General features: G+C 70.3%; 24 protein-coding genes and 4 tRNA genes. 9 read left to right on the forward strand and 19 right to left on the reverse strand.

The genetic code is table 11. The features are described 5' to 3' along the window. Positions 1-6: 6 nt before the first annotated feature. Together EV292_RS04490 and EV292_RS04495 are read left to right on the forward strand one after the other, a co-directional pair. Positions 7-342, forward strand: coding sequence for a hypothetical protein (locus EV292_RS04490; protein WP_132907930.1), 336 nt, complete (start codon positions 7-9; stop codon positions 340-342). 126 nt (positions 343-468) lie between these two features. Beyond that, a complete protein-coding gene (locus tag EV292_RS04495; RefSeq protein ID WP_132907931.1) occupies positions 469-702 on the forward strand; it encodes a hypothetical protein in 234 nt (77 codons plus the stop codon). Between the two features lie 44 nt (positions 703-746). On the opposite strand, the gene EV292_RS04500 is transcribed toward EV292_RS04495, so the two are convergent. After that, a tRNA-Met gene (locus tag EV292_RS04500) sits at positions 747-823 on the reverse strand. 52 nt (positions 824-875) lie between these two features. Next, on the reverse strand, positions 876-2,213 hold the full coding sequence (rimO, locus tag EV292_RS04505; protein WP_132907932.1) for a 30S ribosomal protein S12 methylthiotransferase RimO: 1,338 nt from the start codon (positions 2,211-2,213) through the stop codon (positions 876-878). A 94-nt stretch (positions 2,214-2,307) separates the two neighbouring features. On the opposite strand from rimO, the gene EV292_RS04510 reads away from it, so the two are divergent. Beyond that, complete coding sequence (locus EV292_RS04510; RefSeq protein WP_132908191.1) at positions 2,308-3,402, forward strand: anhydro-N-acetylmuramic acid kinase; 1,095 nt, start codon at positions 2,308-2,310, stop codon at positions 3,400-3,402. A 17-nt stretch (positions 3,403-3,419) separates the two neighbouring features. Here the strand turns inward: EV292_RS04510 and EV292_RS04515 are convergent, their stop codons facing one another. From EV292_RS04515 to aroA, 7 genes are all read right to left on the reverse strand, one after another. Beyond that, positions 3,420-3,842 (reverse strand): DUF4112 domain-containing protein, encoded by a 423-nt coding sequence (locus tag EV292_RS04515; protein ID WP_132907933.1) that lies wholly within the window; start codon positions 3,840-3,842, stop codon positions 3,420-3,422. Positions 3,843-3,847: 5 nt separating this feature from the next. Next, positions 3,848-5,233, reverse strand: coding sequence for an ABC transporter substrate-binding protein (locus EV292_RS04520; RefSeq protein WP_243693593.1), 1,386 nt, complete (start codon positions 5,231-5,233; stop codon positions 3,848-3,850). Between the two features lie 80 nt (positions 5,234-5,313). After that, positions 5,314-5,397: transfer RNA gene (locus EV292_RS04525), tRNA-Leu, on the reverse strand. A gap of 52 nt (positions 5,398-5,449) precedes the next feature. Continuing rightward, positions 5,450-5,731, reverse strand: coding sequence for an integration host factor subunit beta (locus EV292_RS04530; RefSeq protein WP_132907934.1), 282 nt, complete (start codon positions 5,729-5,731; stop codon positions 5,450-5,452). A 193-nt stretch (positions 5,732-5,924) separates the two neighbouring features. Continuing rightward, a complete protein-coding gene (gene rpsA / locus EV292_RS04535) occupies positions 5,925-7,631 on the reverse strand; it encodes a 30S ribosomal protein S1 (protein WP_132907935.1) in 1,707 nt (568 codons plus the stop codon). A 396-nt stretch (positions 7,632-8,027) separates the two neighbouring features. Further along, positions 8,028-8,678, reverse strand: coding sequence for a (d)CMP kinase (cmk, locus tag EV292_RS04540; RefSeq protein ID WP_132907936.1), 651 nt, complete (start codon positions 8,676-8,678; stop codon positions 8,028-8,030). Next, the gene (gene aroA / locus EV292_RS04545; protein ID WP_132907937.1) at positions 8,675-10,018 is read right to left on the reverse strand and encodes a 3-phosphoshikimate 1-carboxyvinyltransferase; all 1,344 of its coding nucleotides are present in this window, start codon (positions 10,016-10,018) and stop codon (positions 8,675-8,677) included. Before aroA ends, cmk begins: the two co-directional genes overlap by 4 nt. Positions 10,019-10,118: 100 nt before the next feature. On the opposite strand from aroA, the gene EV292_RS04550 reads away from it, so the two are divergent. From EV292_RS04550 to EV292_RS04565, 4 genes are all read left to right on the forward strand, one after another. Beyond that, a complete protein-coding gene (locus tag EV292_RS04550; RefSeq protein WP_132908193.1) occupies positions 10,119-10,439 on the forward strand; it encodes a TIGR02300 family protein in 321 nt (106 codons plus the stop codon). Positions 10,440-10,524: 85 nt separating this feature from the next. Further along, positions 10,525-10,600, forward strand: a tRNA-Ala gene (locus tag EV292_RS04555). A 423-nt stretch (positions 10,601-11,023) separates the two neighbouring features. Beyond that, complete coding sequence (locus EV292_RS04560) at positions 11,024-11,581, forward strand: hypothetical protein (RefSeq protein ID WP_243693594.1); 558 nt, start codon at positions 11,024-11,026, stop codon at positions 11,579-11,581. Further along, positions 11,578-12,699, forward strand: coding sequence for an MFS transporter (locus tag EV292_RS04565; protein ID WP_132907939.1), 1,122 nt, complete (start codon positions 11,578-11,580; stop codon positions 12,697-12,699). Before EV292_RS04560 ends, EV292_RS04565 begins: the two co-directional genes overlap by 4 nt. Before the next feature lie 13 nt (positions 12,700-12,712). Here EV292_RS04565 and EV292_RS04570 read toward each other — a convergent pair whose 3' ends face one another. Together EV292_RS04570 and EV292_RS04575 are read right to left on the reverse strand one after the other, a co-directional pair. Continuing rightward, a complete protein-coding gene (locus EV292_RS04570) occupies positions 12,713-13,105 on the reverse strand; it encodes a DUF4174 domain-containing protein (protein ID WP_132907940.1) in 393 nt (130 codons plus the stop codon). Positions 13,106-13,158: 53 nt separating this feature from the next. Further along, a complete protein-coding gene (locus EV292_RS04575) occupies positions 13,159-13,590 on the reverse strand; it encodes a globin domain-containing protein (protein ID WP_132907941.1) in 432 nt (143 codons plus the stop codon). Between the two features lie 292 nt (positions 13,591-13,882). Here EV292_RS04575 and EV292_RS23325 point away from each other — a divergent pair, with 292 nt between their 5' ends. Continuing rightward, the gene (locus EV292_RS23325) at positions 13,883-14,011 is read left to right on the forward strand and encodes a hypothetical protein (protein WP_279432398.1); all 129 of its coding nucleotides are present in this window, start codon (positions 13,883-13,885) and stop codon (positions 14,009-14,011) included. A gap of 142 nt (positions 14,012-14,153) precedes the next feature. Here the strand turns inward: EV292_RS23325 and EV292_RS22510 are convergent, their stop codons facing one another. The 8 genes from EV292_RS22510 to EV292_RS04610 form a co-directional block, all read right to left on the reverse strand. Then, positions 14,154-14,318, reverse strand: a complete 165-nt coding sequence (locus tag EV292_RS22510; RefSeq protein WP_165927010.1) for a hypothetical protein — start codon at positions 14,316-14,318, stop codon at positions 14,154-14,156. Continuing rightward, positions 14,315-15,079 carry an MBL fold metallo-hydrolase gene (locus tag EV292_RS04580; protein WP_132907942.1) on the reverse strand — a complete coding sequence of 255 codons (765 nt, stop codon included), beginning with the start codon at positions 15,077-15,079 and terminating at the stop codon, positions 14,315-14,317. The genes EV292_RS22510 and EV292_RS04580 overlap by 4 nt, the downstream gene beginning before the upstream one ends. After that, positions 15,076-15,855 carry a TatD family hydrolase gene (locus tag EV292_RS04585; RefSeq protein WP_132907943.1) on the reverse strand — a complete coding sequence of 260 codons (780 nt, stop codon included), beginning with the start codon at positions 15,853-15,855 and terminating at the stop codon, positions 15,076-15,078. The genes EV292_RS04580 and EV292_RS04585 overlap by 4 nt, the downstream gene beginning before the upstream one ends. Continuing rightward, a complete protein-coding gene (gene metG / locus EV292_RS04590) occupies positions 15,855-17,405 on the reverse strand; it encodes a methionine--tRNA ligase (protein ID WP_132907944.1) in 1,551 nt (516 codons plus the stop codon). Before metG ends, EV292_RS04585 begins: the two co-directional genes overlap by 1 nt. A 10-nt stretch (positions 17,406-17,415) precedes the next feature. Then, the gene (locus tag EV292_RS04595; RefSeq protein WP_132907945.1) at positions 17,416-18,405 is read right to left on the reverse strand and encodes a DNA polymerase III subunit delta'; all 990 of its coding nucleotides are present in this window, start codon (positions 18,403-18,405) and stop codon (positions 17,416-17,418) included. Further along, entirely contained in the window at positions 18,402-19,040 is a 639-nt protein-coding gene (tmk, locus tag EV292_RS04600; RefSeq protein WP_165927011.1) for a dTMP kinase, read from the reverse strand. Before tmk ends, EV292_RS04595 begins: the two co-directional genes overlap by 4 nt. Continuing rightward, positions 19,040-20,212 (reverse strand): D-alanyl-D-alanine carboxypeptidase family protein, encoded by a 1,173-nt coding sequence (locus EV292_RS04605; protein WP_132907947.1) that lies wholly within the window; start codon positions 20,210-20,212, stop codon positions 19,040-19,042. Before EV292_RS04605 ends, tmk begins: the two co-directional genes overlap by 1 nt. A 63-nt stretch (positions 20,213-20,275) precedes the next feature. Further along, positions 20,276-21,334 carry a lytic murein transglycosylase gene (locus EV292_RS04610; protein WP_132907948.1) on the reverse strand — a complete coding sequence of 353 codons (1,059 nt, stop codon included), beginning with the start codon at positions 21,332-21,334 and terminating at the stop codon, positions 20,276-20,278. A gap of 97 nt (positions 21,335-21,431) precedes the next feature. Here EV292_RS04610 and EV292_RS04615 point away from each other — a divergent pair. Continuing rightward, positions 21,432-21,521 (forward strand) — tRNA-Ser (locus EV292_RS04615). Positions 21,522-21,547: the final 26 nt, after the last annotated feature.

The raw sequence follows: 21,547 nt of genomic DNA on the forward strand, positions 1-21,547 counted from the left end.
TCGCTCATGACCATCCTCTGCGTCCTGGGGCTGCATCGCTGGACGAGCCACGCCACCGCGCGGCCGGGCACGACCGTCCACCGCTGCGATCGGTGCGGGCGACGGACGCACACGCATCACGGTCGCGGCCGCTTGCGCAAGCGCGCATTGCTGGTGCCGGCGCTGATGGTGTCGGCGGCGCTCTGGTTCGTCGGCTACAATCTCATCTTCCACGGGCGGACCCGCGTGATCCACACCATGTCGCGCACCGCGAGCAAGGTCGAGGTGGCGGCGTCGCGCGGGCGCGCGATGATCCACCGCGCCCAAGGCGATCGGGGTCAATACGTTCAGCCCGAGGATTGAGGCTCAGGCCGGTCACCTCGCATCCGATCGCCCGCCCCTTCTCTGGGATCCGCGGTAAATCTCCCGAAAAATGCGTAGCCTGATCCCGATCGCGGTGGCAGTTCGCGCGTGCGGATAGGCAGGGCCATGCCTGCTTTCCGCATCACCATCACCGACGCCGAATCCGCCAGCGAAGGGCTGGAGCGCCACGCCACCTACGCCTCGGCGCGACGATCGACGATCCGCTCCGCGGTCAGCATCCTGCTCGAACGGCGATCGAATGCGCCCGCGGTTGCCGCCACCTGCGAGATCCGCAACGAATATACCGGGACCGTGCGCCGGTTCGACATCGACCTGTTGGTCGGCCCCGACAAGCCGTGACGCCGGCCCGGCCGGATCGTCGCACGCGCTGTCGGCTGTCACGATGGTAGCGGAGGAGGGACTTGAACCCCCGACACGCGGATTATGATTCCGCTGCTCTAACCAGCTGAGCTACTCCGCCCCAAGGGCATTCGCCGAAGCGAGGGCGCCTCTTAGCAGTGCGCGCGCGGTCGTCAAGCCGCAACCGGCACGCCGAACAGGTCGTGCTCGTCGGCTTCCTCGATCAGCACGCGGACGATGTCGCCCGGGGCGAGATGCGCCGAGTCGCGGAGCTGAACCTCGCCATCGATTTCCGGGGCGTCCGCCTGCGATCGCGCGGTCGCGCCGCCGCTGTCTGGATCCACCGCATCGACAATCACCTCGAGCGTGCGCCCGACCTTGGCCGCGAGCTTCGCCGCGGAGATCGCCGCGGTCTTGGCCATGATGCGGGCGTAGCGCTCCTCCTTGACCTCGTCGGGGACGTGATCGGGCAGGTCGTTCGCCGCCGCGCCGGCGACCGGCTCGAACCGGAACGCGCCGACGCGATCGAGCTGTGCCTCGTCGAGCCAGTCGAGCAGATAGTCGAAGTCCGCCTCGGTCTCCCCCGGGAAGCCGACCACGAAGGTCGAGCGGATCGCGATATCGGGGCAGATCTCGCGCCAGGCGCGGATGCGGCCGAGCACCTTGGCGTCGTTGGCCGGCCGCTTCATCCGTCGCAGCACCGCGGGCGCGGCATGCTGGAACGGTATGTCGAGATAGGGCAGCACCAGCCCCTCCGCCATCAGCGGGATCACCTGATCGACGTGTGGATAGGGATAGACATAGTGGAGCCGCATCCAGGGCGCGATCCGGCCGAGCTCACGCGCCAGATCGGTCATGTGCGGTCGCACCTCGCGATCCTTCCAGCGCCGCGGCTGGTCGCGAATGTCGAGGCCATAAGCGGAGGTATCCTGACTGATCACCAGCAGCTCGCGCGTCCCCGCGGCGACCAGTTTCTCCGCCTCGCGCAGGATGGCGTCGGGGCGGCGGCTGACCAGATCGCCGCGCAGCGACGGGATGATGCAGAAGGAACAGCGGTGGTTGCAGCCCTCCGAGATCTTCAGATAGCTGTAATGTCGCGGCGTCAGCTTCAGCCCGGCGTCGGGGATCAGATCGACATAGGGGCTGATCGCGGCAGGCGCGGCGGCATGGACCGCCTCCACCACCTGCTCATATTCATGCGCGCCGGTGATCGCGAGCACGTCGGGGAAGCGCTGGCGGATCGCCTCGGCTTCCTTGCCCATGCAGCCGGTGACGATCACGCGCCCGTTCTCGGCGATGGCCTCGCCGATCGCCTCGAGGCTCTCCTCCTTGGCGGAGTCGAGGAAGCCGCAGGTGTTGACCAGCACGACGTCGGCGCCGGCATAATCGGGCGACATGTGATAGCCGTCGGCGCGGAGTTGGGTCAGGATCCGCTCGGAATCGACCAGATTCTTCGGGCAGCCGAGCGAGACCATGCCGACGCGCGGCGGGGAGGGGAGTAGAGTTGCCATGAGACGTCGCGCACATAATGCGGGACGGCTCGATTTGCCAGCACCGTGCCCGCGACGATAGGAACGGCGCGTGAACGAAGGGGAAGCAGACACGATGCGGGCGATCGGGCTGATGTCGGGCACCTCGCTCGACGGGATCGACGCGGCGCTGATCGAGAGCGACGGCGACCGCGCCGCGCGGCTGGTCGCGTTCCGCGACGAACCCTATTCGGATCAGGCACGCGCGCAGCTCGCGGCCGCGACGCAGCTCGCGCTCGGCTTCCAGCGCCCGCGGGCGAGCCCGCCGATCGTCGCCGCGGCCGAGCTGATCACGCGGACCCATGTGATGGCGGTGCAGAAGCTGCTGCGCGACGCCGGGCTGAGCGCCGGGGAGATCGACGTCATCGGCTTTCACGGCCAGACGGTGGCGCATCGCCCCGACCGCGGCTGGACCTGGCAGATCGGCGACGGGCAGACGCTCGCCGACGCGACGGGCGTCACCACCGTGGCCGATTTCCGCTCCGCCGACGTCGCCGCCGGCGGGCAGGGGGCGCCGCTGCTGCCGGTCTATCATGCCGCACGCGCGGCCGAGCTCGACGGGCCGGTGGCCATCCTCAACCTCGGCGGAGTCGCCAATATCACGCTGGTCGCCGACGGTGAGCCGCTCGCCGCCTTCGACACCGGTCCCGCCAACGGGCTGATCGACAGCTGGATCGAGCAGGAGACCGGCGAGCGCTTCGATCGCGACGGGGCGACCGCGGCGGCCGGGCGCGTCGACGACAGCGTGCTCGGCGCGATGCTGGATCATCCCTTCTTCGACGCGCCTTATCCCAAGTCGCTCGACCGCAACGATTTCACCGTGCAGCCCGCGCGCGGGCTGGCGCTGGCGGACGGCGCGGCAACGCTCACCGCCTTCACCGCGGCGAGCGTCGCGGTCGCGTTGCGGCTGCTGCCGCGCGCGCCGCGGCGCTTGCTGGTCGGCGGGGGCGGGCGGCACAATCCCACGCTGATGCGGATGATCGCCGAGCAGACCGGGCTTCTGCCCGAGCCGGTCGATGCACTCGGCTGGAACGGCGACTCGCTCGAGGCGGAGGGCTTCGCCTATATGGCGATACGGACGCTGCGCGGGCTGCCGATCAGTTTCCCCGGCACCACGGGAGCGCCGCGCCCGCTGCCGGGCGGCACCACGTTCCGGCCGCGCGGACGTTGAGCGCCGGCGCCTGATCCTCAGCGCGTGACGGTCACCGTCGCGGGATGGTGCTTGTCGAGATAGCGCTTGATCCGCTTCACGTTGCGCGTGTTCGAGCGATACATCAGGTCGGCCGCGTCGCCGATCAGCGGCACCGCGCCGAGCAAGGTGTCGAAGCCGATCCGCGCGGTCATGCCCAGCAGCGCGGCGCGGCTCATGCCGAGGTTGCGCGCTTCCCAGACGATCCACATGCCCATCGCCGCGGTCACCAGGTCGCCGACCACCGGCACCAGCCCGATGATCGCGTCGAGCCCGACGCGGCGATTGAGGCCGGGAATGACGAACAATCCTTCGAGCAATTGCTCCATCGCCTCGACGCGGCGGCGGACCGAGGCGGGATCATTGCCGATGGGCAGCGACGCGAGCAGCGGCGACGCGAGCGGGGTGGGGCGGACGACCATGGAACTTAGTTGGTGTCGGCGCGCAGCCGGTTCAACGGGTGGAAGGCGCGCGCATTGGCCTGCCATTGACGCAGCCGCAGCGCGACCAGCGACCAGCGGAAGGGACGCGCGATCGGGATGAAGGCGATGTCGTCGGTCAGCAGCCGGTCGGCTTGTGCGATCGCGCTCGCGCGCGCCTCGAGCGTGTCGGCGAGCCGCGCCGCCTCGATCGCGTCGCGCGCCGGCTCCGCACAATCGTCGCAGGCGCGCGCCAGATACCAACGCGCGCTGTCATAAGGTGCCACGTCATCGACCAGACGCAGATCGGCCGCCTTGTCGTCCGGCGCGACCCGCACGGCGCGAACCCCGATCGCGGCGAGATCGCGTGCGAGCCGCGCCCACAGCAACGTCCCTCCCGCGCCAGCCGGCAGCGCCAGCCGCAACGTCGGTGCCGGCGCGCCCGCGCGGGCGCGCCATGCCGCGACCCGCGCGCGCGCGGCTGACTGTCGCTGCTCGGGCAGCACGATGGCCCAGCCTGGCGCGGCCGGAGGTGCCGCCGAGTCGAGCTGCTCGGGCAGGATCGTCTCGCGCGCGATCCAGTCGCCTGAGACGCTGGCGGTCAGATCACCGCGGTCGATCGCCTGGGCCACCGCCGCGCGATTGGTCGCCTCGGCGAGGAAGCCGTCGCGGCGCGTGACCGCCAGTCCGAACAGGCCCGCCGCAGGGTCGATCCGCACGTTGACGGGGGCTGGATTCGCGGCGCGCAGGATCGGCCAATCGATCAGCGTACCGCCCGACACCAGATCGGATTGCCGTTCGACGAAGCGGAGGATCGCGCTCGCGGCGCGTTCGCCGCGCAACAGCACATTGTCCTCGGCGGCCGGGGCAGGGTCGTCAGGATCGCGCTCCGGGTCGAGCGCTGGGGTCAGCAGCTGCCCGGCGGCATGGCCCGGCCTCAGGCGCATCGGTCCCGCACCACCTGCCGGACGTGGTCGCTCGCGCACCAGCGCCAGTTCGGGCTGCGCGAACAATTTGAGCAGGTCGGGGCGCGGGCGCGCGAGTTCGATCTCGATCACCTCGGGCGTCATCTCGACGATCGAGGACACCGCGGTGAGGAAGGGCGCGAGTCGATTGTCCGCGCGGGCCGATGTCTGGCGCTTGAGCGCGGCGACCACCTGCGCGGCGGTCAGCCGCTGCCCGTCCGACCAGCGCGCCTCGCGGAGGCGGAAGATATAGCTGCGCCCCTCATCGGTGACGATCCAGCGTTCCGCCACCCCCGCCTCGACCTGGCCGGCGGCATCGAGCCGCACCAGTCCTTCCGCGAGCGAGTCGGTGAGCAGGCGATCGGGTTCGGCGAGCGCGCGCCGGTCCGCGCCGGCGAGGTGCGGGGTCGCACCGATGACGCTCACCACCACGGGGCCGACATCGGCGCGCCGACCGCAGCCGGTCGCGCTCGCCAGCGCCGCGAGCAGGAGGGCGCCGCGTCCGATGATGGTGCGGACGGCGGGACTCGAACCCGCACGCCGATGGCAGAGGATTTTAAGTCCCCAGCGTCTACCGATTCCGCCACGTCCGCCCATCGTCGACCACGAAGCCGTTGCGGCGCGGCGCGTCAACCCGGCTGGCGCTCAGCTCACGTTGAGCCGAAGGCGCATCTCCTTGCCGGGCTTGAAGAAGGGGACGCGCTTGGCGTCCACCTCGACCGTCTCGCCGGTGCGCGGGTTGCGCCCGACTCGCGCGTTGCGCGCGCGCGTCGAGAAGGCACCGAAGCCGCGCAGCTCGACCCGGCCGTTGTCGGCGAGACGCAAGGTGATCTCGTCGAAGAAGATCGAGACGATCGCTTCCACGTCGCGCTGCGCCAGCTCCGGATTGCCCGCCGCCAACTGCTGCACCAACTCCGAGCGTATCATCGTCTCTCCGTTCACATCCGTATACCGAGCGGGTCGGGTTGATACAGGTAAGCTTCCCCGCGCGATAGCACCGAACTGGTACTGTTTCGGCATAATGGGTCATCGGCGGACGGTTGAGCGCGACACCAACGAGAAAGGGGACCGGCCGACCGGCCGATCCCCCTTTTACCCGTCGCGATGAGCGACCTGCGGCTTACTTCTTGGTGTCGCGCGCCTTGAGCGCCTCGCCCAGGATGTCGCCCAGCGACGCGCCCGAGTCGGACGAGCCGTACTGCGCCACCGCCTGCTTCTCCTCGGAGATCTGCATCGCCTTGATCGAGAAGGTGGGCTTCTTCGAACGATCGAACCCGGTGACCATCGCGTCGAACTTCTGACCGACCTGGAAGCGCTCCGGACGCTGCTCGTCGCGGTCGCGGCCGAGGTCGGTCCGCTTGATGAAGCCGGTCGCGCCATCGTCGCCCTGCTGCACCTCAAGACCCGCGTCGCGGACCTCGAGCACGGTGACGGTGACGACCTGGTTCTTGCCCAGGCGATCGCCCGCGCCCGCCGCGACCGGACCGCCGCGCTCGAGCTGCTTCATGCCGAGCGAGATGCGCTCCTTCTCGGGATCGATGTCGAGCACCACCGCCTGGACGGTCTCGCCCTTGCGGTGCAGGTTGAGCGCGTCCTCACCCGAGACGCCCCACGCGATGTCGGACATGTGGACCATGCCGTCGACGTCGTTGTCCAGGCCGATGAAGAGACCGAACTCGGTCGCGTTCTTGACCTCGCCCTCGACGGTCGAGCCGATCGGGTGCGCGGCGGCGAACGCCTCCCACGGATTGGCCTGTGCCTGCTTCAGGCCCAGCGAGATGCGGCGCTTGTCCTCGTCGACCTCGAGCACCACCACGTCCACCTCCTGCGAGGTCGACACGATCTTGCCCGGATGGACGTTCTTCTTGGTCCACGACATCTCGGACACGTGGACGAGGCCCTCGATGCCCGCCTCGAGCTCGACGAACGCACCGTATTCGGTGATGTTGGTGACGCGGCCCGACAGCTTGGCGCCGACCGGATACTTGGCCGACGCGCCGTCCCACGGATCGCTCTCGAGCTGCTTCATGCCCAGCGAGATGCGCTGCGTGTCCTTGTTGATGCGGATGATCTGCACCTTCACGGTGTCGCCGATGTTGATCATCTCGCTCGGATGGCCGACGCGCTTGTAGCTGAGGTCGGTGACGTGCAGCAGGCCGTCGATCCCGCCCAGGTCGACGAAGGCGCCATAGTCGGTGATGTTCTTCACCACGCCGTCGATGATCTGGCCCTCGTGGAGCGACTGGATCAGGCCCGAGCGCTGCTCGGCGCGGGTCTCTTCCAGCACCGCGCGACGCGACACCACGATGTTGCCGCGCTTGCGGTCCATCTTGAGGATCTGGAACGGCTGCGGGATGTCCATCAGCGGCGTGACGTCACGCACCGGGCGGATGTCGACCTGCGAGCCGGGGAGGAACGCCACCGCGCCGTTGAGGTCGACGGTGAAGCCGCCCTTGACGCGGCCGAAGATCACGCCCTCGACGCGCGCGGTCTTGCTGAACTCGAGCTCGAGCTTGTCCCAGGCGGCCTCGCGGCGCGCGCGGTCGCGGCTGAGCATCGCCTCGCCGTGCATGTTCTCGACCCGGTCGACATAGACCTCGACCTCGTCGCCGACCTTGAGCTCGGCCTTCTGTCCCGGTGCCGGCGCGAACTCGCGCAGCGGCACGCGGCCCTCGCTCTTCAGACCGACGTCGATCACCGCCAGGTCGTTCTCGATGCCGGTCACGGTGCCGAGCACCACGCGGCCCTCGAAGCTGTCGGCACCGCCGAACATGTCATCGAGCAGCGCCGCGAATTCGTCGCGCGAGGGAGTTGCCGTAGAGGCCATAAATGCTTCGTCCTAGTCGTGTTTCCGGCCAAGCGGTTGGGTCCGCTGGTCTTGGCCATCACCGTCGCGGCGGCCGCATGCCGCGCGCGACATCCGTGTCGGCACGAGGTGCGAGGAGACGCCGCCCATAAGCGAAAAGGCGCGAGAGGACCTGCCTGTCGCGCCATGCCTCCGCGAGCCCCAGCCCACCGGACCTGAGTTATATAGCGGATAAGCGGAGGGTGGACAAGCGGCGGACGCACGGTCGGCCAAGGTGCTGCCAGTGGCTCCCTACCACCGCCGTCATCCTGAACTTGTTTCAGGATCCACCGCTCCGCAGGCGCCGCGACGTGGATGACAGCGGCACCGTGGATCCTGAAACGAGTTCAGGATGACGGCGGGAGGGGTAGGGCCCCCTCACACCGGTGGCGCGGCCACCGCGGCGGCGCGCGCGAGCCGTGCCTCGACCAGCGCGATCGACTTGGCCACCGCCGCCTCGATCGACAGGAAGCTGGTGTCGAGCTGCGCGGCGTCGATCGCCGGCACCAGGGGGGCGGTGGCGCGCGAGCTGTCGCGGTCGTCGCGCGAGCGGATGTCGGCGAGCACCTGGTCGTAGCTGGTGTCGTCGCCGCGCGCGCGCAGCTCGGCGTGGCGGCGCTGCGCGCGGATCGTGGGCGTCGCGCGGATGAACAGCTTGGCGTCGGCGTCGGGGGCGATCACCGTGCCGATGTCGCGCCCGTCGAGCACCGCGCCGCCAGGCTGGTGCGCGAACCGCTTCTGCCGCTGGAGCAGCGCCGCGCGGACCAAAGGATGCGCCGAGACGATCGAGGCGATCTGCCCGGTCGCGTCGTCGCGCAACGCCGGATCGGCGAGCAGATCCTCGTCGAAGCCGCAGGCGGCGACCGCGTCGGCCTCGATCGATGGGTCGAGCTCGAGCCGCACCACGGTGAGCGCCACCGCCCGGTACAACAGGCCGGTGTCGAGGTGGGGGACGTGATAGTGACGCGCCAGCGCGCGCGCGATCGTGCCCTTACCCGAGGCCGCCGGCCCGTCCACCGCGATGATCACGCCGTCTCTCCGGAAAGCTCTGCGAGTTGCTGATAGAAGGCGGGATAACTCGTGGCGACCGGGCTCGCGTCGTCGAGCGTGATCGCGTCGCGCGCGTGCAGACCGGCGACCGTCATGCTCATCGCGATGCGATGGTCGAGCTGGGTCGCCACGGTGGCACCGCCCGCGATCTTCTCGCCACCGTTGCCATGCACGGTGAGCCCATCCTCGTGCTCGACCGTGGTGACGCCATTGGCCTCGAGCGCGACGCGCATCGCGGCGATGCGGTCGCTCTCCTTGACGCGCAACTCCTCGGCACCGCGCGCGACGGTCGCGCCGGCGGCGAAGGCGGCGGCGACGAACAGCACCGGATATTCGTCGATCATCGACGGCGCGAGATCGGGCGGCACCTCGATCCCGCTGAGCGCGGCGTGGCGCACGCGCAAGTCGGCGACGGGCTCGCCGCCCACGGTCCGCGGCTCCAGCTCGGTGATGTCGGCGCCCATCATCCGCAGCGCGGTGACGAGCCCGGCGCGCGTGGGGTTGAGCCCGACATTCTCGACCACCACGTCGCTGCCCGGCACCACCGAGGCGGCCACCATCCAGAAGGCTGCGGACGAGGGGTCGCCCGGCACCGTGATCGACTGCGGCCGCAGCTCGGCCTCGCCCTCGAGCGCGATCACGCGGCCGCGCGGCCCCTGCTCGACCGTCAGCCGCGCGCCGAAGCCCGCCAGCATGCGCTCGCTATGATCGCGCGTCGGCACCGGCTCGATCACGCGCGTGATGCCCGGCGTGTTGAGCGCGGCGAGCAGCACCGCCGACTTCACCTGCGCCGAGGCGACGGGCAGCTCATAGTCGATCGGCACCGACGGGACGAGGCCGCGCACCGTCAGCGGCAGCCGCCCGCCCGGCGCCGACGTGATGTCGGCGCCCATCTGCGCCAGCGGCGTGATCACGCGCCCCATCGGCCGGCCCGACAGCGAGGCGTCGCCCACGAAGGTGGCGCTGACGGCGTGGCTCGCCACCAGCCCCATCAGCAGGCGGGTCGAGGTGCCCGAATTGCCCATCTCGAGCGCCTGCGCGGGCTGGAGCAGCCCGCCGACGCCGACGCCCTGGACGCGCCACACTGCGTCGTCGCCGCGCGCGATCGTCGCGCCCATCGCGCGCATCGCCGCGGCGGTGGCGAGCACGTCCTCGCCCTCCAGCAGGCCCTCGATCCGGCTCTCGCCCACCGCCAGTGCCGAGAGCATCAGCGAGCGGTGGCTGATCGACTTGTCGCCGGGGACCCGGATGCGGCCGGAGAGCCGGGCGGGCGCGCGGATCACGCGCGGGGAAGGGGAGGTGTGGGGGGAATGCGCCATGGTGCGCGGTGCTTGCCAGCCGGCTTGTGCTATGGCAAGGCGCGCCCCACTTCGGCGGCCACCCATCGTCGATCCACCCATCCGAAAGGCTTTGCACGGCATGATCAAGCCGGAATGGGGCACGAAGCGTACGTGCCCGAAATGCGCGACGCGTTTCTACGACCTCGAGAAGGACGACCCCGTCACCTGCATCAACTGCGGGCACGCGTGGGAGCCCGAACCGATCCTCAAGTCCAAACAGCCGCTGCCGTTCGAGCAGGCCAAGCCCGACAAGCAGGAGCCCGACCGCGATCTCGCCGGTGACGACGAGGATCTGGACACGAACGAGGACGAGGAGCCCTCGGCCGACGACGAGGTCGACCTCGGCGGCGACGACGATCTCGGCGTCGAGACCAGCAGCGACGACGACGACAACAACTAAGTTCGAAAAAAATGCGAGGCAGGCGGCTCAGGCCGCTTGCCAAGCCAGCAGCCCCCGGCTAGGGGGCTGCCTCCCGGGACGGAATGGGGCCGTAGCTCAGCTGGGAGAGCGTCGCAATGGCATTGCGAAGGTCAGGGGTTCGATCCCCCTCGGCTCCACCATTCCTCCACGGCTAGGGCGCCAGGGCGCCTCATCGCCCGCGCTGCCGGGCCTGGTCGACGCGATCGTGGTCGCGGGCCATCATCCCTCGACCTACTTCCACCGCTGATCCCCCGTCTCAACGAGCGCGCGCGTCGCGAGCGCACGTTGTTGCGCGTTTGCAATGGATCGCTTGACATCGTGCATAAACGTGCGGCACGTATTCTGGTATGAACGAGCTGTCGCACCATCGTCGTCTCCAAATCGCCCGTCGGTTGTCCGAGGGGCAGCCGGTCGTCGCGATCGCGCTCGCACGCGAGTTCCAGATATCGGAGGATGCGATCCGCCGTGATCTGCGCGCTCTGGCAGCCGAAGGGCGGTGCCGCCGCGTCTATGGCGGCGCCGTGCCCCTGGCGAATGACGAACGGCCGCTGTCGGCGCGAACCATGCAAGATCGTGCGGCAAAACAGGCGCTGGCGCGCGCCGCGGTGGGCGAGGTGACGCCCGGCCAGGTCATCTTCATCGATGCGGGTTCGACCCATCTGGCGCTGGTCGACCTGCTGCCGGAGGACGCGGACCTGACGGTGGTGACCAACGCGCCGGCGATCGCGGTCGCGGCGCTCGCGCGCGGTGACCTGCGCGTCGTGACGATCGGTGGCGCCGTCGATCCCGCGGTGGGTGGCTGCGTCGACGCCACCGCGGTCGCGGCGATCGAGCTGATCCGCGTCGATCGTGCCTTCCTGGGCGCCTGTGCGCTGTCAGTGCGCGACGGTGTGGGCGCGTCGGGCCACGCCGACGCCGCGTTCAAACGCCGCGTTGTCGCGCGCGCCGCGACGATCACGGTGCTCGTGACCAACGACAAGATCGACGCGCGCGCGCCCTATCAGGTCGTCGCGCTCGCGCGCGTCGATCGCCTCGTCGTCGAACATGATCTCGCGGCCGAGACGCGCGAGGCCCTGGCCGCTGCCTGCGCCGACGCACTCGTCGTGGCAGCGGCGGCGTGAGCGGCTCGGCGCGCTTCGCGACCCGGCTCAGCTTCCTGGTGGCGGGCTTCGGCATCGCCTGCTGGGCGCCGCTGGTCCCGATCGTCAAGGAACGGCTCGCGATCGACGACGCGACCCTGGGCCTGTTGTTGCTGTGCATCGGCGCGGGTTCGGTCGTCGCGATGATCGCCACCGGCCCGCTGAGTGCGCGGCTGGGCAGCCGGCCGATCATCATGAGCGGCGGCGTCGCGCTCGCCCTGCTTCTCCCGCTGCTGCCGCTGGCGGGCAGCGCGACCATGCTTGCCGGGCTGCTGCTGCTGTTCGGTGCGGCGCTCGGCTCACTCGACGTGGCGATGAACATCCACGCGGTCGAGGTCGAACGCAGCGCGGCCCGCCCACTCATGTCAGGCTTCCACGCGCTGTTCAGCGTCGGTGGCTTCGCCGGGGCGAGCGCCATGACCTTGTTCCTCACCGCGCGCGTGGCGCCGGCGCTGGGGGCTGCGGTCTGCGCCGCGCTGATGCTCGCGACGATGCTGGTGGCGTGCCCGCGACTGCTGCGTACCGGCGGGGCGGAGGAGGGGCCCTTGCTCGCCGTGCCGCGCGGCGCCGTCCTGCTGCTCGCGCTGCTGGCGCTGGTGACCTTTCTCGTCGAGGGCGCGATGCTCGATTGGGGCGCGCTGCTCATCGCGCAGCGCGCGCTCGTCGCGCCTGACCGGGCGGGCCTAGGCTATATCCTCTTCTCGGTCGCGATGACGGCGGGCCGCTTCGCGGGCGACGCGGTGATCACGCGATGGGGCGAGAGGCGTACCATCGCGGCGAGTGGCACGCTCACCGTCCTCGGGTTCGCGCTGCTGCTGCTCGCGCCGACCCCGACGGCGCTGGGCGGCTTCGTCCTGATCGGGCTGGGCGCGGCCAACGTCGTCCCGGTCCTGTTCCGCCGTGCCGGGGCGCAGACCGTGATGCCCGCGCCGCTCGCGATCGGGGCGGTCACCACGCTGGGCTATGCGGGGGTGCTGGTCGGCCCCGCGGCGATCGGCTTCGTCGCCGACGCGGTCGGCCTGGTCGCCGCTTTCTGGCTGCTCGCGCTGCTGATGCTCGCGGTGCCGCTCAGCGCCGCGCGTGTCGCGCGGATGACGTGAGCGCGTCGGCGCGTCACTCGCGGGTGCGGCGCATCGGCATGGCGTCGATCGTCTCCTCCAGCGTCGCGGCGGCGATGGGGCGCTCGTCGCGCAGCTTCGCGCCGCCGTCCTTGCCGATCAGCACCACCGCGAAGCCGCGCGCGGGCAGGCGATAGCGCCGCCGCAGCGCCGCGGCGGTGTCTGTCGCACCCGTGACCCGTTCGCCGATGACCTCGACGAGCACCAGCTCACGCTCGTCGGCGCCCGCCTTCCAGGCGCGTAGGATGCGGCGCTGCGCCGCGACGCGTGGGTCGCGCTCCGCGTCCGTGCTGACGAGCAGGACGCGCTGCTGCCACTTCAACGCGGCGACGGTCGTCGGAGCAGCGGCACCGAGCGCGGCGCCGGCGAGCAGGGGAAGCATGATCATCGGCCATCAACGCCAAGCGCCGCGGCGATGTTTCGGCACGTGGAGGCCGACGCTCAATTGCGCCGCGTGACGGCCGCGATCATCACCTGCGCGATGGCGCCGTACAGCGCCTCCCACGCCGCGCGGGTCGCCGCATCGAAGCGGGGACCGGCCATCTCGGCGAACGTGTCGATCAGCACCGCGCCGACATAAGCATAATGGTGCGGTCGAACACCGTAGCCGACATGGCGGATCGCCAGCTGCGACAGTCCGGCGCGCGCACCGGCGAGGTCGTCGAGGTCGGCCACGAGCGAATCGACGGTCTGGCGGAACACGCTGATCTGGTGGGTCATGTCATCGGGAAAGAGGGCGCGGGTGAAGGGATGGCGCTCCTGTAGCCGGTGGTAGAAGCGGGCCGCATAATCTTCCGGCAAACGGGCGATCTCGGCATAGCTCGCTCGCACCAAGGCAGCCTGATCGGGCGTGACGGAGAGCGGTGCGGTCATCGCGGATCGGTTCGCCGGCCCGGCGCGGCATCGCGCCCGCGCGCGGGTGCGCGATCGGCGTGAGTCGTCGGCGTCGGCCGTTCCATCCCGCGACGATACTACCAAAGGGTAATGCTTTCAGTACCCTAATATAGGTTGTTTCTTCCTGTTGCCGGAGGACGCGAGGCCTGCGCTCGCGCCTGCATCGCGATCACTTGTTTCCGGTCGAGCCGACTTCGAGCGCTCACCGCCGATTGTGGAGGCTGCCAGGATCGATCATCATCACCATGTGCCGAGGTATGGAGTCGACGACATGAGCTACGAGATCGATGGTCGCAGCCGTGTTCGGGCGGTCGCCGTCTACGCCGCCGTCATCAGCGTGGCGATCGTCATAGGCATGCTCGTGCGATCGGGCGTGATCACCGATCACATTCTCTGGTGAGCGCCGCCGAGGTACTGAACGTCACCGCGTTTTCCGCAGCGCTTTGCCCATAGGTCGCGAGACGGCGGTTGCTCCAGCGCCCAGAACAGGGGCGGTCTTTGCCAACGAACACCATCGCCAGAATTGAAGTTGATAATATGTATTATGTAAATAGCTTGACCAGCGCGAACAGGGCGACGAACACCAATCCCCACGCCACGGCGTAGCGAACCATGGTCGCACCGGGCATTCGTCGCGCCAGCAAGGCGGACAGCGGCAGTAGCAGGATCAGCAGGAGAACCAGCGCCTCGCCCGCACGATCGCTCATCGCGCGATCTCCCAGCCGTCATAGCCCGGTTCGACGCCGTCGGGCAGTTCGGCGCGTAACCCGGCATAGTCCATCGACTGGTCCATGTGGACCAGCACCGTGCGAGTCGGGCGCAGGTCGTCGACCCAACCGAGCACCGTCGCCAGGTCGGGATGCGTCGCATGCGGACGCCGACGCAGCGCATCGACGATCCAGACGTCAACGCCGCGGTACAGATCGCGCATGGCATCGGTCATCGCGCTGATGTCGGTCGCGTAGCCGATCGAGACACCCGCAGCGTCGAAGCGCAGACCCGCCGAGGTGATCGAACCGTGCGGCTGGTCGACGACGCGGATCGCGAGTTCACCGAGCGCGAGTCGATCGGGCAGCACCGACAGCGCTACCGTCGGCGGATAGCCACCCGCACCCTTGAACACATAAGCGAATTGCTGGCGCAGCGCCGCGGCGCAGTCCTCGCGTGCATAGCCCGGCACGGGATGGCCGAGCGCGTGATAGACCTGCCGCAGGTCGTCGATGCCGAAGACGTGATCGGCATGCTGATGGGTCCAGATCACCGCGTCGACCCGCCCGACCCTCGCGGCGAGCAGCTGCTCGCGCATATCGGGGCTGGTATCCACCAGCACGCGGGTGCCGTCGTGCTCGACCAGCAGCGAGGAACGCGTGCGGCGATTACGCGGCTCGGCCGGGTCGCAGTCGCCCCAGTCGTTGCCGATCCGCGGCACCCCCGACGACGTGCCGGAGCCGAGGATACGGACCTTCACGCGCCCCGCGTCTTGCTGAAGAGCGAGTGAAAGTTCTCGGCCGTATAGCGCTGAAGTTCCTCGACATCCTCGCCGCGAAGCTGGGCCAGGAACGCCGCGGTGTCGGCGACGAAGCCGGGCTCCCCGGTCTTGCCGCGATGAGGCACCGGCGCGAGGAACGGCGCGTCAGTCTCGATCAACAGCCGCTCGCGCGGGATCCGCGCCGCGGTCGCGCGCAACGCCTCGGCGTTGCGGAAGGTGGCGATGCCGGAGATCGAGATAAACATCCCGATCTCAAGCGCTTGATCGGCGAATTTGTCGCTCGCCGTGAAGCAGTGGATCACCCCGGTATAGGCCCCCTGCTCCATCTCCTCGCGCAGGATCGCGGCGGTGTCCTCCTCGGCGTCGCGCGTGTGGACGATGATCGGCGTGCCGCTCTCGCGCGCGGCGGCGATATGCGCGCGGAAGCTCGCCTGCTGCCGCTGGCGGTCGGAATGATCGTAGTGATAGTCGAGCCCGCTCTCGCCGATGCCGACCACGCGCGGGTGGCGCGCGCGCTCGACCAGTCTGGCCGTGTCGATGTGCGGGTGCTGGTCGGCCTCGTGCGGGTGGATGCCGACGCTGGCCCAGACGTCGGGCTCGCGCTCGGCGGTGGCGAGCACCGCGTCCCACTCGCGCTCGCGCGTGGCGATGTTGAGCATCGCGGTGACGCCGCGCGCGCGCGCGCGCTCGAGCACCGCGGCCTGCTGCTCGAACACGCCCTCGTAATTGAGGTGGCAGTGGCTGTCGACGAGCATCAGGCGGGCTCCGTCTCGGCGGGCAGTTCCAACCGCGGGAAGGCCGGCGTCGGCGGCGCGATCGTCGCGCCGGCGTCGACGCGACGCTGGTACCAGCCGTCGTCGTCGATCGCTTCATGGTCGCGCTCGTCGGCGCCGAGCTGGTCGAGCACCCTGCCCGCGCCCTCGGGCACCACCGGCAGGATCGCGATCGCGAGCATGCGGATCGCGCGCACCAGCGTGCGGAGCACCGCGTGCATCCGCTCGAGATCGGTCTTGCGCAGCGACCAGGGCGCCTGCGCGTCGATATATTGGTTGCACGCGAACACGCCGCGCAGCCACGCCTCGACGCCCTGGCTGAGCAGCAGGTCGGTGAAGCCGGCGCGCAGCCCGGCGCAGGCCACGACCACCTCCTCGATCAGCTGCGCGTCGGCGTCCTCGGCGCGACCCGCGTCGGGGAAGGCCCCGCCGAGGTTCTTGGCGATGAACGACAGCGTCCGCTGCGCGAGATTGCCGAAGGCGTTGGCGAGTTCGGCGTTGACGCGCGTCACGATGGCCTCGGCCGAGTAGCTGCCGTCCTGCCCGAAGCTGACCTCGCGCAGCAGGAAGTAGCGCAACCCGTCGACCCCGAACGCCTCGGCGAGATCGAGCGGATCGACCACGTTGCCGAGGCTCTTCGACATCTTCTCGCCGCGGTGGAGCAGGAAGCCGTGGCCGAACACCGTCTTCGGCAACGCGATGCCGGCGGACATCAGGAAGGCGGGCCAGTAGACCGCGTGGAAGCGCACGATGTCCTTGCCGATCAGGTGCAGGTCCGCCGGCCAGTAATGCAGCTCGCCGTCGGGATAGCCCGCTCCCGTCAGATAGTTGGTCAGCGCGTCGACCCAGACGTACATGACGTGGCCGGGGCTGCCCGGCACCGCCACGCCCCAGTCGAAGCTGGTGCGCGACACCGACAGGTCCGACAGCCCGCCCTCGACGAAGCGCAGGATCTCGTTGCGCCGTGCCTCGGGGCGGATGAAGTCGGGGTTGGCCGCGTAGAAGTCGAGCAGCGGCTGCTGGTACTTGGAGAGGCGGAAGAACCACGTCTCCTCGGCGGTCCAGGTCACCGGTGTGCCCTGCGGCGAGAGCTTGGCGCCCCCTTCCCCCTCGGTCAGTTCCTTCTCGTCGTAGAAGGCCTCGTCGCGCACCGAATACCAGCCCTCGTAGCGGTCGAGATAGAGGTCGCCGGCCTCCGCCACCGCCTGCCAGATCGCCTGGCTGGCGCGGTGGTGATCCGCGTCGGTGGTGCGGATGAAGCGATCGTAGCTGATCGCAAGTCTGTCGCACATCGCTCTGAAATATCCGGACATTTCGTCGGCGAGCGCGCGCACCTCGACGCCGCGGTCGCGCGCCGTCTGCACCATCTTGAGCCCGTGCTCGTCGGTGCCGGTCTGGAAGCGGACGTCCCGCCCCGCCTGGCGCTGGAACCGCGCGATCGCATCGGCGGCGATCGCCTCATAGGCATGGCCGATGTGCGGGCGGCCGTTGGGATAGCTGATCGCGGTGGTGATGTAGAAGGGATGGCCCATGCCGCGCCTCCTAACGCTCTCCCTCGCGCGATGCCAGCCGCGCGACGATGCCGGCGAGCTCGTAGACGGTGCCCTGCTGATCCAGCGACAGTGCGCGCGCCGCCGCGGCGACCGCGCGCGCCTCGTCATAGGCGTCGAGCGCGGCGCGCAGGTCGGTGCCGACGCGCGTCGCGGCGGTGCGCGCGATCAGCGTCGGCACGCGGTCGAGAAAGGCCTCGTAGCGCGGCTGCGCCGCCTTGAGCGCGAGCGACTTGGCCAGCGCGCCGCGGCGCGTCAGCGTCGGGTCGCCGTCGCGCGCGATGCCCGCCAGCGCCTGCTCGATGGCGCCGAGGTCGAGCCCGGCATAGCCGAGCGCGCGGCCGGGCGAGCCCTCGCCGGCGGCGACGAGCGAGGCGATCTCGTCCGGCTCGGCGTCGGGGAGCGCGCCGCGCAGCACCGACGCCATGTCGTCGTCGCCGAGCGGCTGGAAGCGCAGCACGCGGCAGCGCGAGCGGATCGTCGCGAGCAGCCGGCCGGGCGCGTGGCTCACCAGCAGGAACACCGTTCCCGCGGGCGGCTCCTCCAGGCTCTTGAGCAAAGCGTTGGAAGCGCCGGGGCGCTCGAGGTCGTCGGCGGCGTCGATCACGATCGCGCGGCGTGGTGACAGCGACGGCATCGTGCCGAGGAACGGGCCGAGCGCGCGCACCTGATCGACCGTGATCGAGCGCGCCAGCTCATCATCCTTGTCCTTCTTGGGCAGGCGGCGCAGCTCGCGGTAGTCGGGGTGCGAGCCGGCCGCGAGCAGCGTGGCGGCGCGATGGTCGGGCGGCACCGCCAGGCCGGAGGGGAGCTGACCCGGTGTCATCGCCTCGGCGAGCAGCCGCGCCGCGGCGGCGCGCGCGAACGTGGCCTTGCCGACGCCCTCGGGGCCGGCGAGCAGCCAGGCGTGGTGGACGTTGCCGCCGCGCAGCGCGGCGGTGAAGGCGTCGACCGCGGCGCGATGGCCGCGCAGGTCGGTCACGGCAACCAGTCCGCCAGCTCGGCGAGCATCGCGGCGGTCACCGCCTTGGGTGGCTGGGCGGCGTCGATGCGGCGGAAGCGCTCGGGTTCGCCCTCTGCAAGGGTCTCGAAGGTTTGGAACGCTGCTGCGACCGCGACGTGGAACGCTTCATCGCGCGACGCGAAGCGATCCGTCGCGCCGCGATCTCGCTCAGCGGCGCGCGCCGCTCCGACGTCGGGCGCGACCGTCAGCAGGAACGTACGGTCCGGCAGCAGCCCCTCGCTGCCGAAGGCGTGGAGCGCCAGCACGTCGGCGTCGTCGATACCACCGGCCACGCCCTGATAGGCGCGCGTCGAGTCGACGAAGCGGTCGCAGATCACCCAGCGGCCCTCGTCGAGCGCCGGGCGGATCACCTTCTCGACATGGTCCGCGCGCGCCGCGGCGAACAGCAATGTCTCCGCGCGCGCGCTCCACCGCCCCGGCTCGCCCTCGAGCAGCAGCGCCCGGATCGCCTCGGCGCCCGCACTGCCGCCCGGTTCGCGCGTGACCACCGCCTCGACGCCGCGCTCGCGCAGCGCCGCGGCGAGCGCGCGCGCCTGGGTCGATTTGCCGGCCCCTTCCCCGCCCTCCAGGCTGAGGAAGCGCCCCCGCGACATCAGAACAGGCCGCGCAGGCCCGCCATGGCGCGCCCGAAGAAGCCCGCCTCGCCGACGTCGCGCGCCGCCACCAGCGGCATGCGCTGCTCGGGCAGACCCGGCGCGGAGACGACGAGATCGGCGATATGCGCGCCCTGCTTGATCGGTGCCTTGACCGGACCGTCATAGACGATCTTGCCCGAGAGCTGCGGGCGCGTGCCCGAGGGGACCGTCACCGCCAATGCCTTGGGCGCGACCAGCTCGACCTCGCTCGAGTCGCCCAGCTGCACCGCCGCGGTGCCGACGGTCTTGCCCGCCTTCACCACCGGACGCGCCTGCCAGGCACGGAATCCCCATTCCATGAAGCGGATCGACTCCTGCGCGCGCTGATTGAAGCTGGTCAGCCCCGCGACGACCATCACCAACCGGCGCCCGTTCTGCTCGGCCGAGCCGGTGAAGCCATAGCCGGCCTCCTCGGTATGGCCGGTCTTGAGCCCGTCCGCCCCGGCGACGCGGCCCAGCAGCGGGTCGCGATTGGCCTGGGTGATCGCGGCGCCCGCGCCCATGGTCTTGCCCCAGGTGAAATCGCGGCGCGAGTAGAACTGCTTGTAGAGCTGTGGGAACTCAGTGATCGTCGCGGCCGCCAGCTTGGCGAGGTCGCGCGCGGTGACATAGGTGACGCCGCCGTCGGGCCAGCCGTTCGACGTGCCGAAATGGCTGTTGGTCAGCCCGAGTTTCTGCGCATTCTCGTTCATCCGCTCGGTGAACGCCTGCTCGGTACCCGACGCACCCTCGGCGATGACGACGCAGGCGTCGTTCCCCGACAGCGTGACGATGCCGTACAGCAGGTTCGCCACCGACACGCGCTCGCCGACCGAGAGGAACATGGTCGAGCCCGCCGCCGGGCCGTGCCAGCGCTGCCACGTCTCGGGGCGCACCTCATATTCGGTCGACAGCTTGATGTCGCCCGCCTTGATCATCTGGAAGATGGTGTAGACCGTCATCATCTTCGCCATCGAGGCGGGCGGCATGCGGCGGTCGGCATCCTTGGCGTAAAGGATCGCGCCCGAGGACAGGTCCTCCATGAAGGCGACCGGCGCGGGCGTGTCGAACTGCGGCGCCGCCGCCATGGCGGGATAGGCGACCGCGAGGACGGCGGCGGGCAGCGCGAGGACGGTCAGCAGCTTGGTCATGGGGCGGGATCCGGTTCGATAACAGGCGGGGGAATTGCGTGGGTGCGCGTCGAGGCTCGCGCCCTAGCGCGCGATCGCGTCGGCGAGCAAGCCCACCGACAGAGCGTAGAAGTTGGAGCAATTATAGTCGAGGATGACGCGATAGTTGCTCGTCAGCAGATAGGCGGTCGCGCCGGGACCGTCAGGCTCGATCAGCACCGCCTGCACCTGGTCGCCGGGCCAGCGCCCGCCGAGCGGCGCCAGCCCGAGCGCGCGCCACTCCGCCATGCTGCGCCAGCCGCTGTGCCGCTCGAACACGCGCGGGCAGCGCGGCGACACCAGGCGGTTGGCGACACTCGCGCGCGAGAAGCCCGCGGGCACGCTGACCGCGACGCCCCACGGCTCTCCCGCGCGCCAGCCCGCCTGTGTGAAATAATTGCCGATCGAGGCGAGCGTGTCGGCCGAGGAGTTCCAGATGTCGATGCGCCCGTCGCCGTCGCCGTCGCGCGCGAGGCGGAGGTAGACCGAAGGCAGGAACTGCGGGTTGCCCATCGCGCCGGCCCAGCTGCCGACCAGCTGCGAGCGCGGCACGCCGCGGTCGATCATCTTGAGCGCGGCGATCAGCTCGCCCTCGAACAGCGGGCGGCGGCGTCCCTCATAAGCGAGGCTGGCGAGGCTGCGCAGCAGGTCGAAATTGCCGGTGTACGAGCCGTAGTTGGTCTCATGCCCCCAGATGGCGACCATGATCTGCTCGGGCACGCCGGTCTCCGCCTCGACGCGCGCCAGCTTGGCGCGGTTGGCGGTGTACGCGGCGCGACCGCGCGAGATGCGGGCGGTGTCGACGTGCGCGGCGCGATACGGCGCGAACAGCGGCACCGGCGCATTGGGACGCGCCTCGGGTTGCTGCTGGTCGAGCGCGACGACGCGCGGGTTGAAGGTGAGCCCGGCGAGCGCACTGTCGGCCGTGGCCGGGCGCACCCCCGCGGCGACGGCTCGGGCGCGGACCTGCGCCAGATAGGTCTGGAAGCCCGAGGCCTCGGCGTCGACCGCGGACGGCGCGACGCTCTGCGCCGAGGAGGCGGGCGCGGCGAGCAGGAGGAGCGTGGCGGCGATGCCGCGGGCGAGCGTTGCGACCGCTGTCATGGTCGGGGCGTTCTGGCACAGCGGGTCGGCGCACGGAACCGCAAATCGAGCGAATCCTTGCACTCGTCGCCGCGTCGCGCGTAAGCGGGTCGCCTGCGGAGAGGTGGCCGAGTGGTTTAAGGCAGCGGTCTTGAAAACCGCCGTGGGTTCACACTCACCGTGGGTTCGAATCCCACCCTCTCCGCCAGCGCCGCTACCCGGCAGCGTCGACCC

Origin of the sequence: Sphingomonas sp. BK235, assembly GCF_004345855.1 — a bacterium.
GTDB lineage: Bacteria > Pseudomonadota > Alphaproteobacteria > Sphingomonadales > Sphingomonadaceae > Sphingomonas.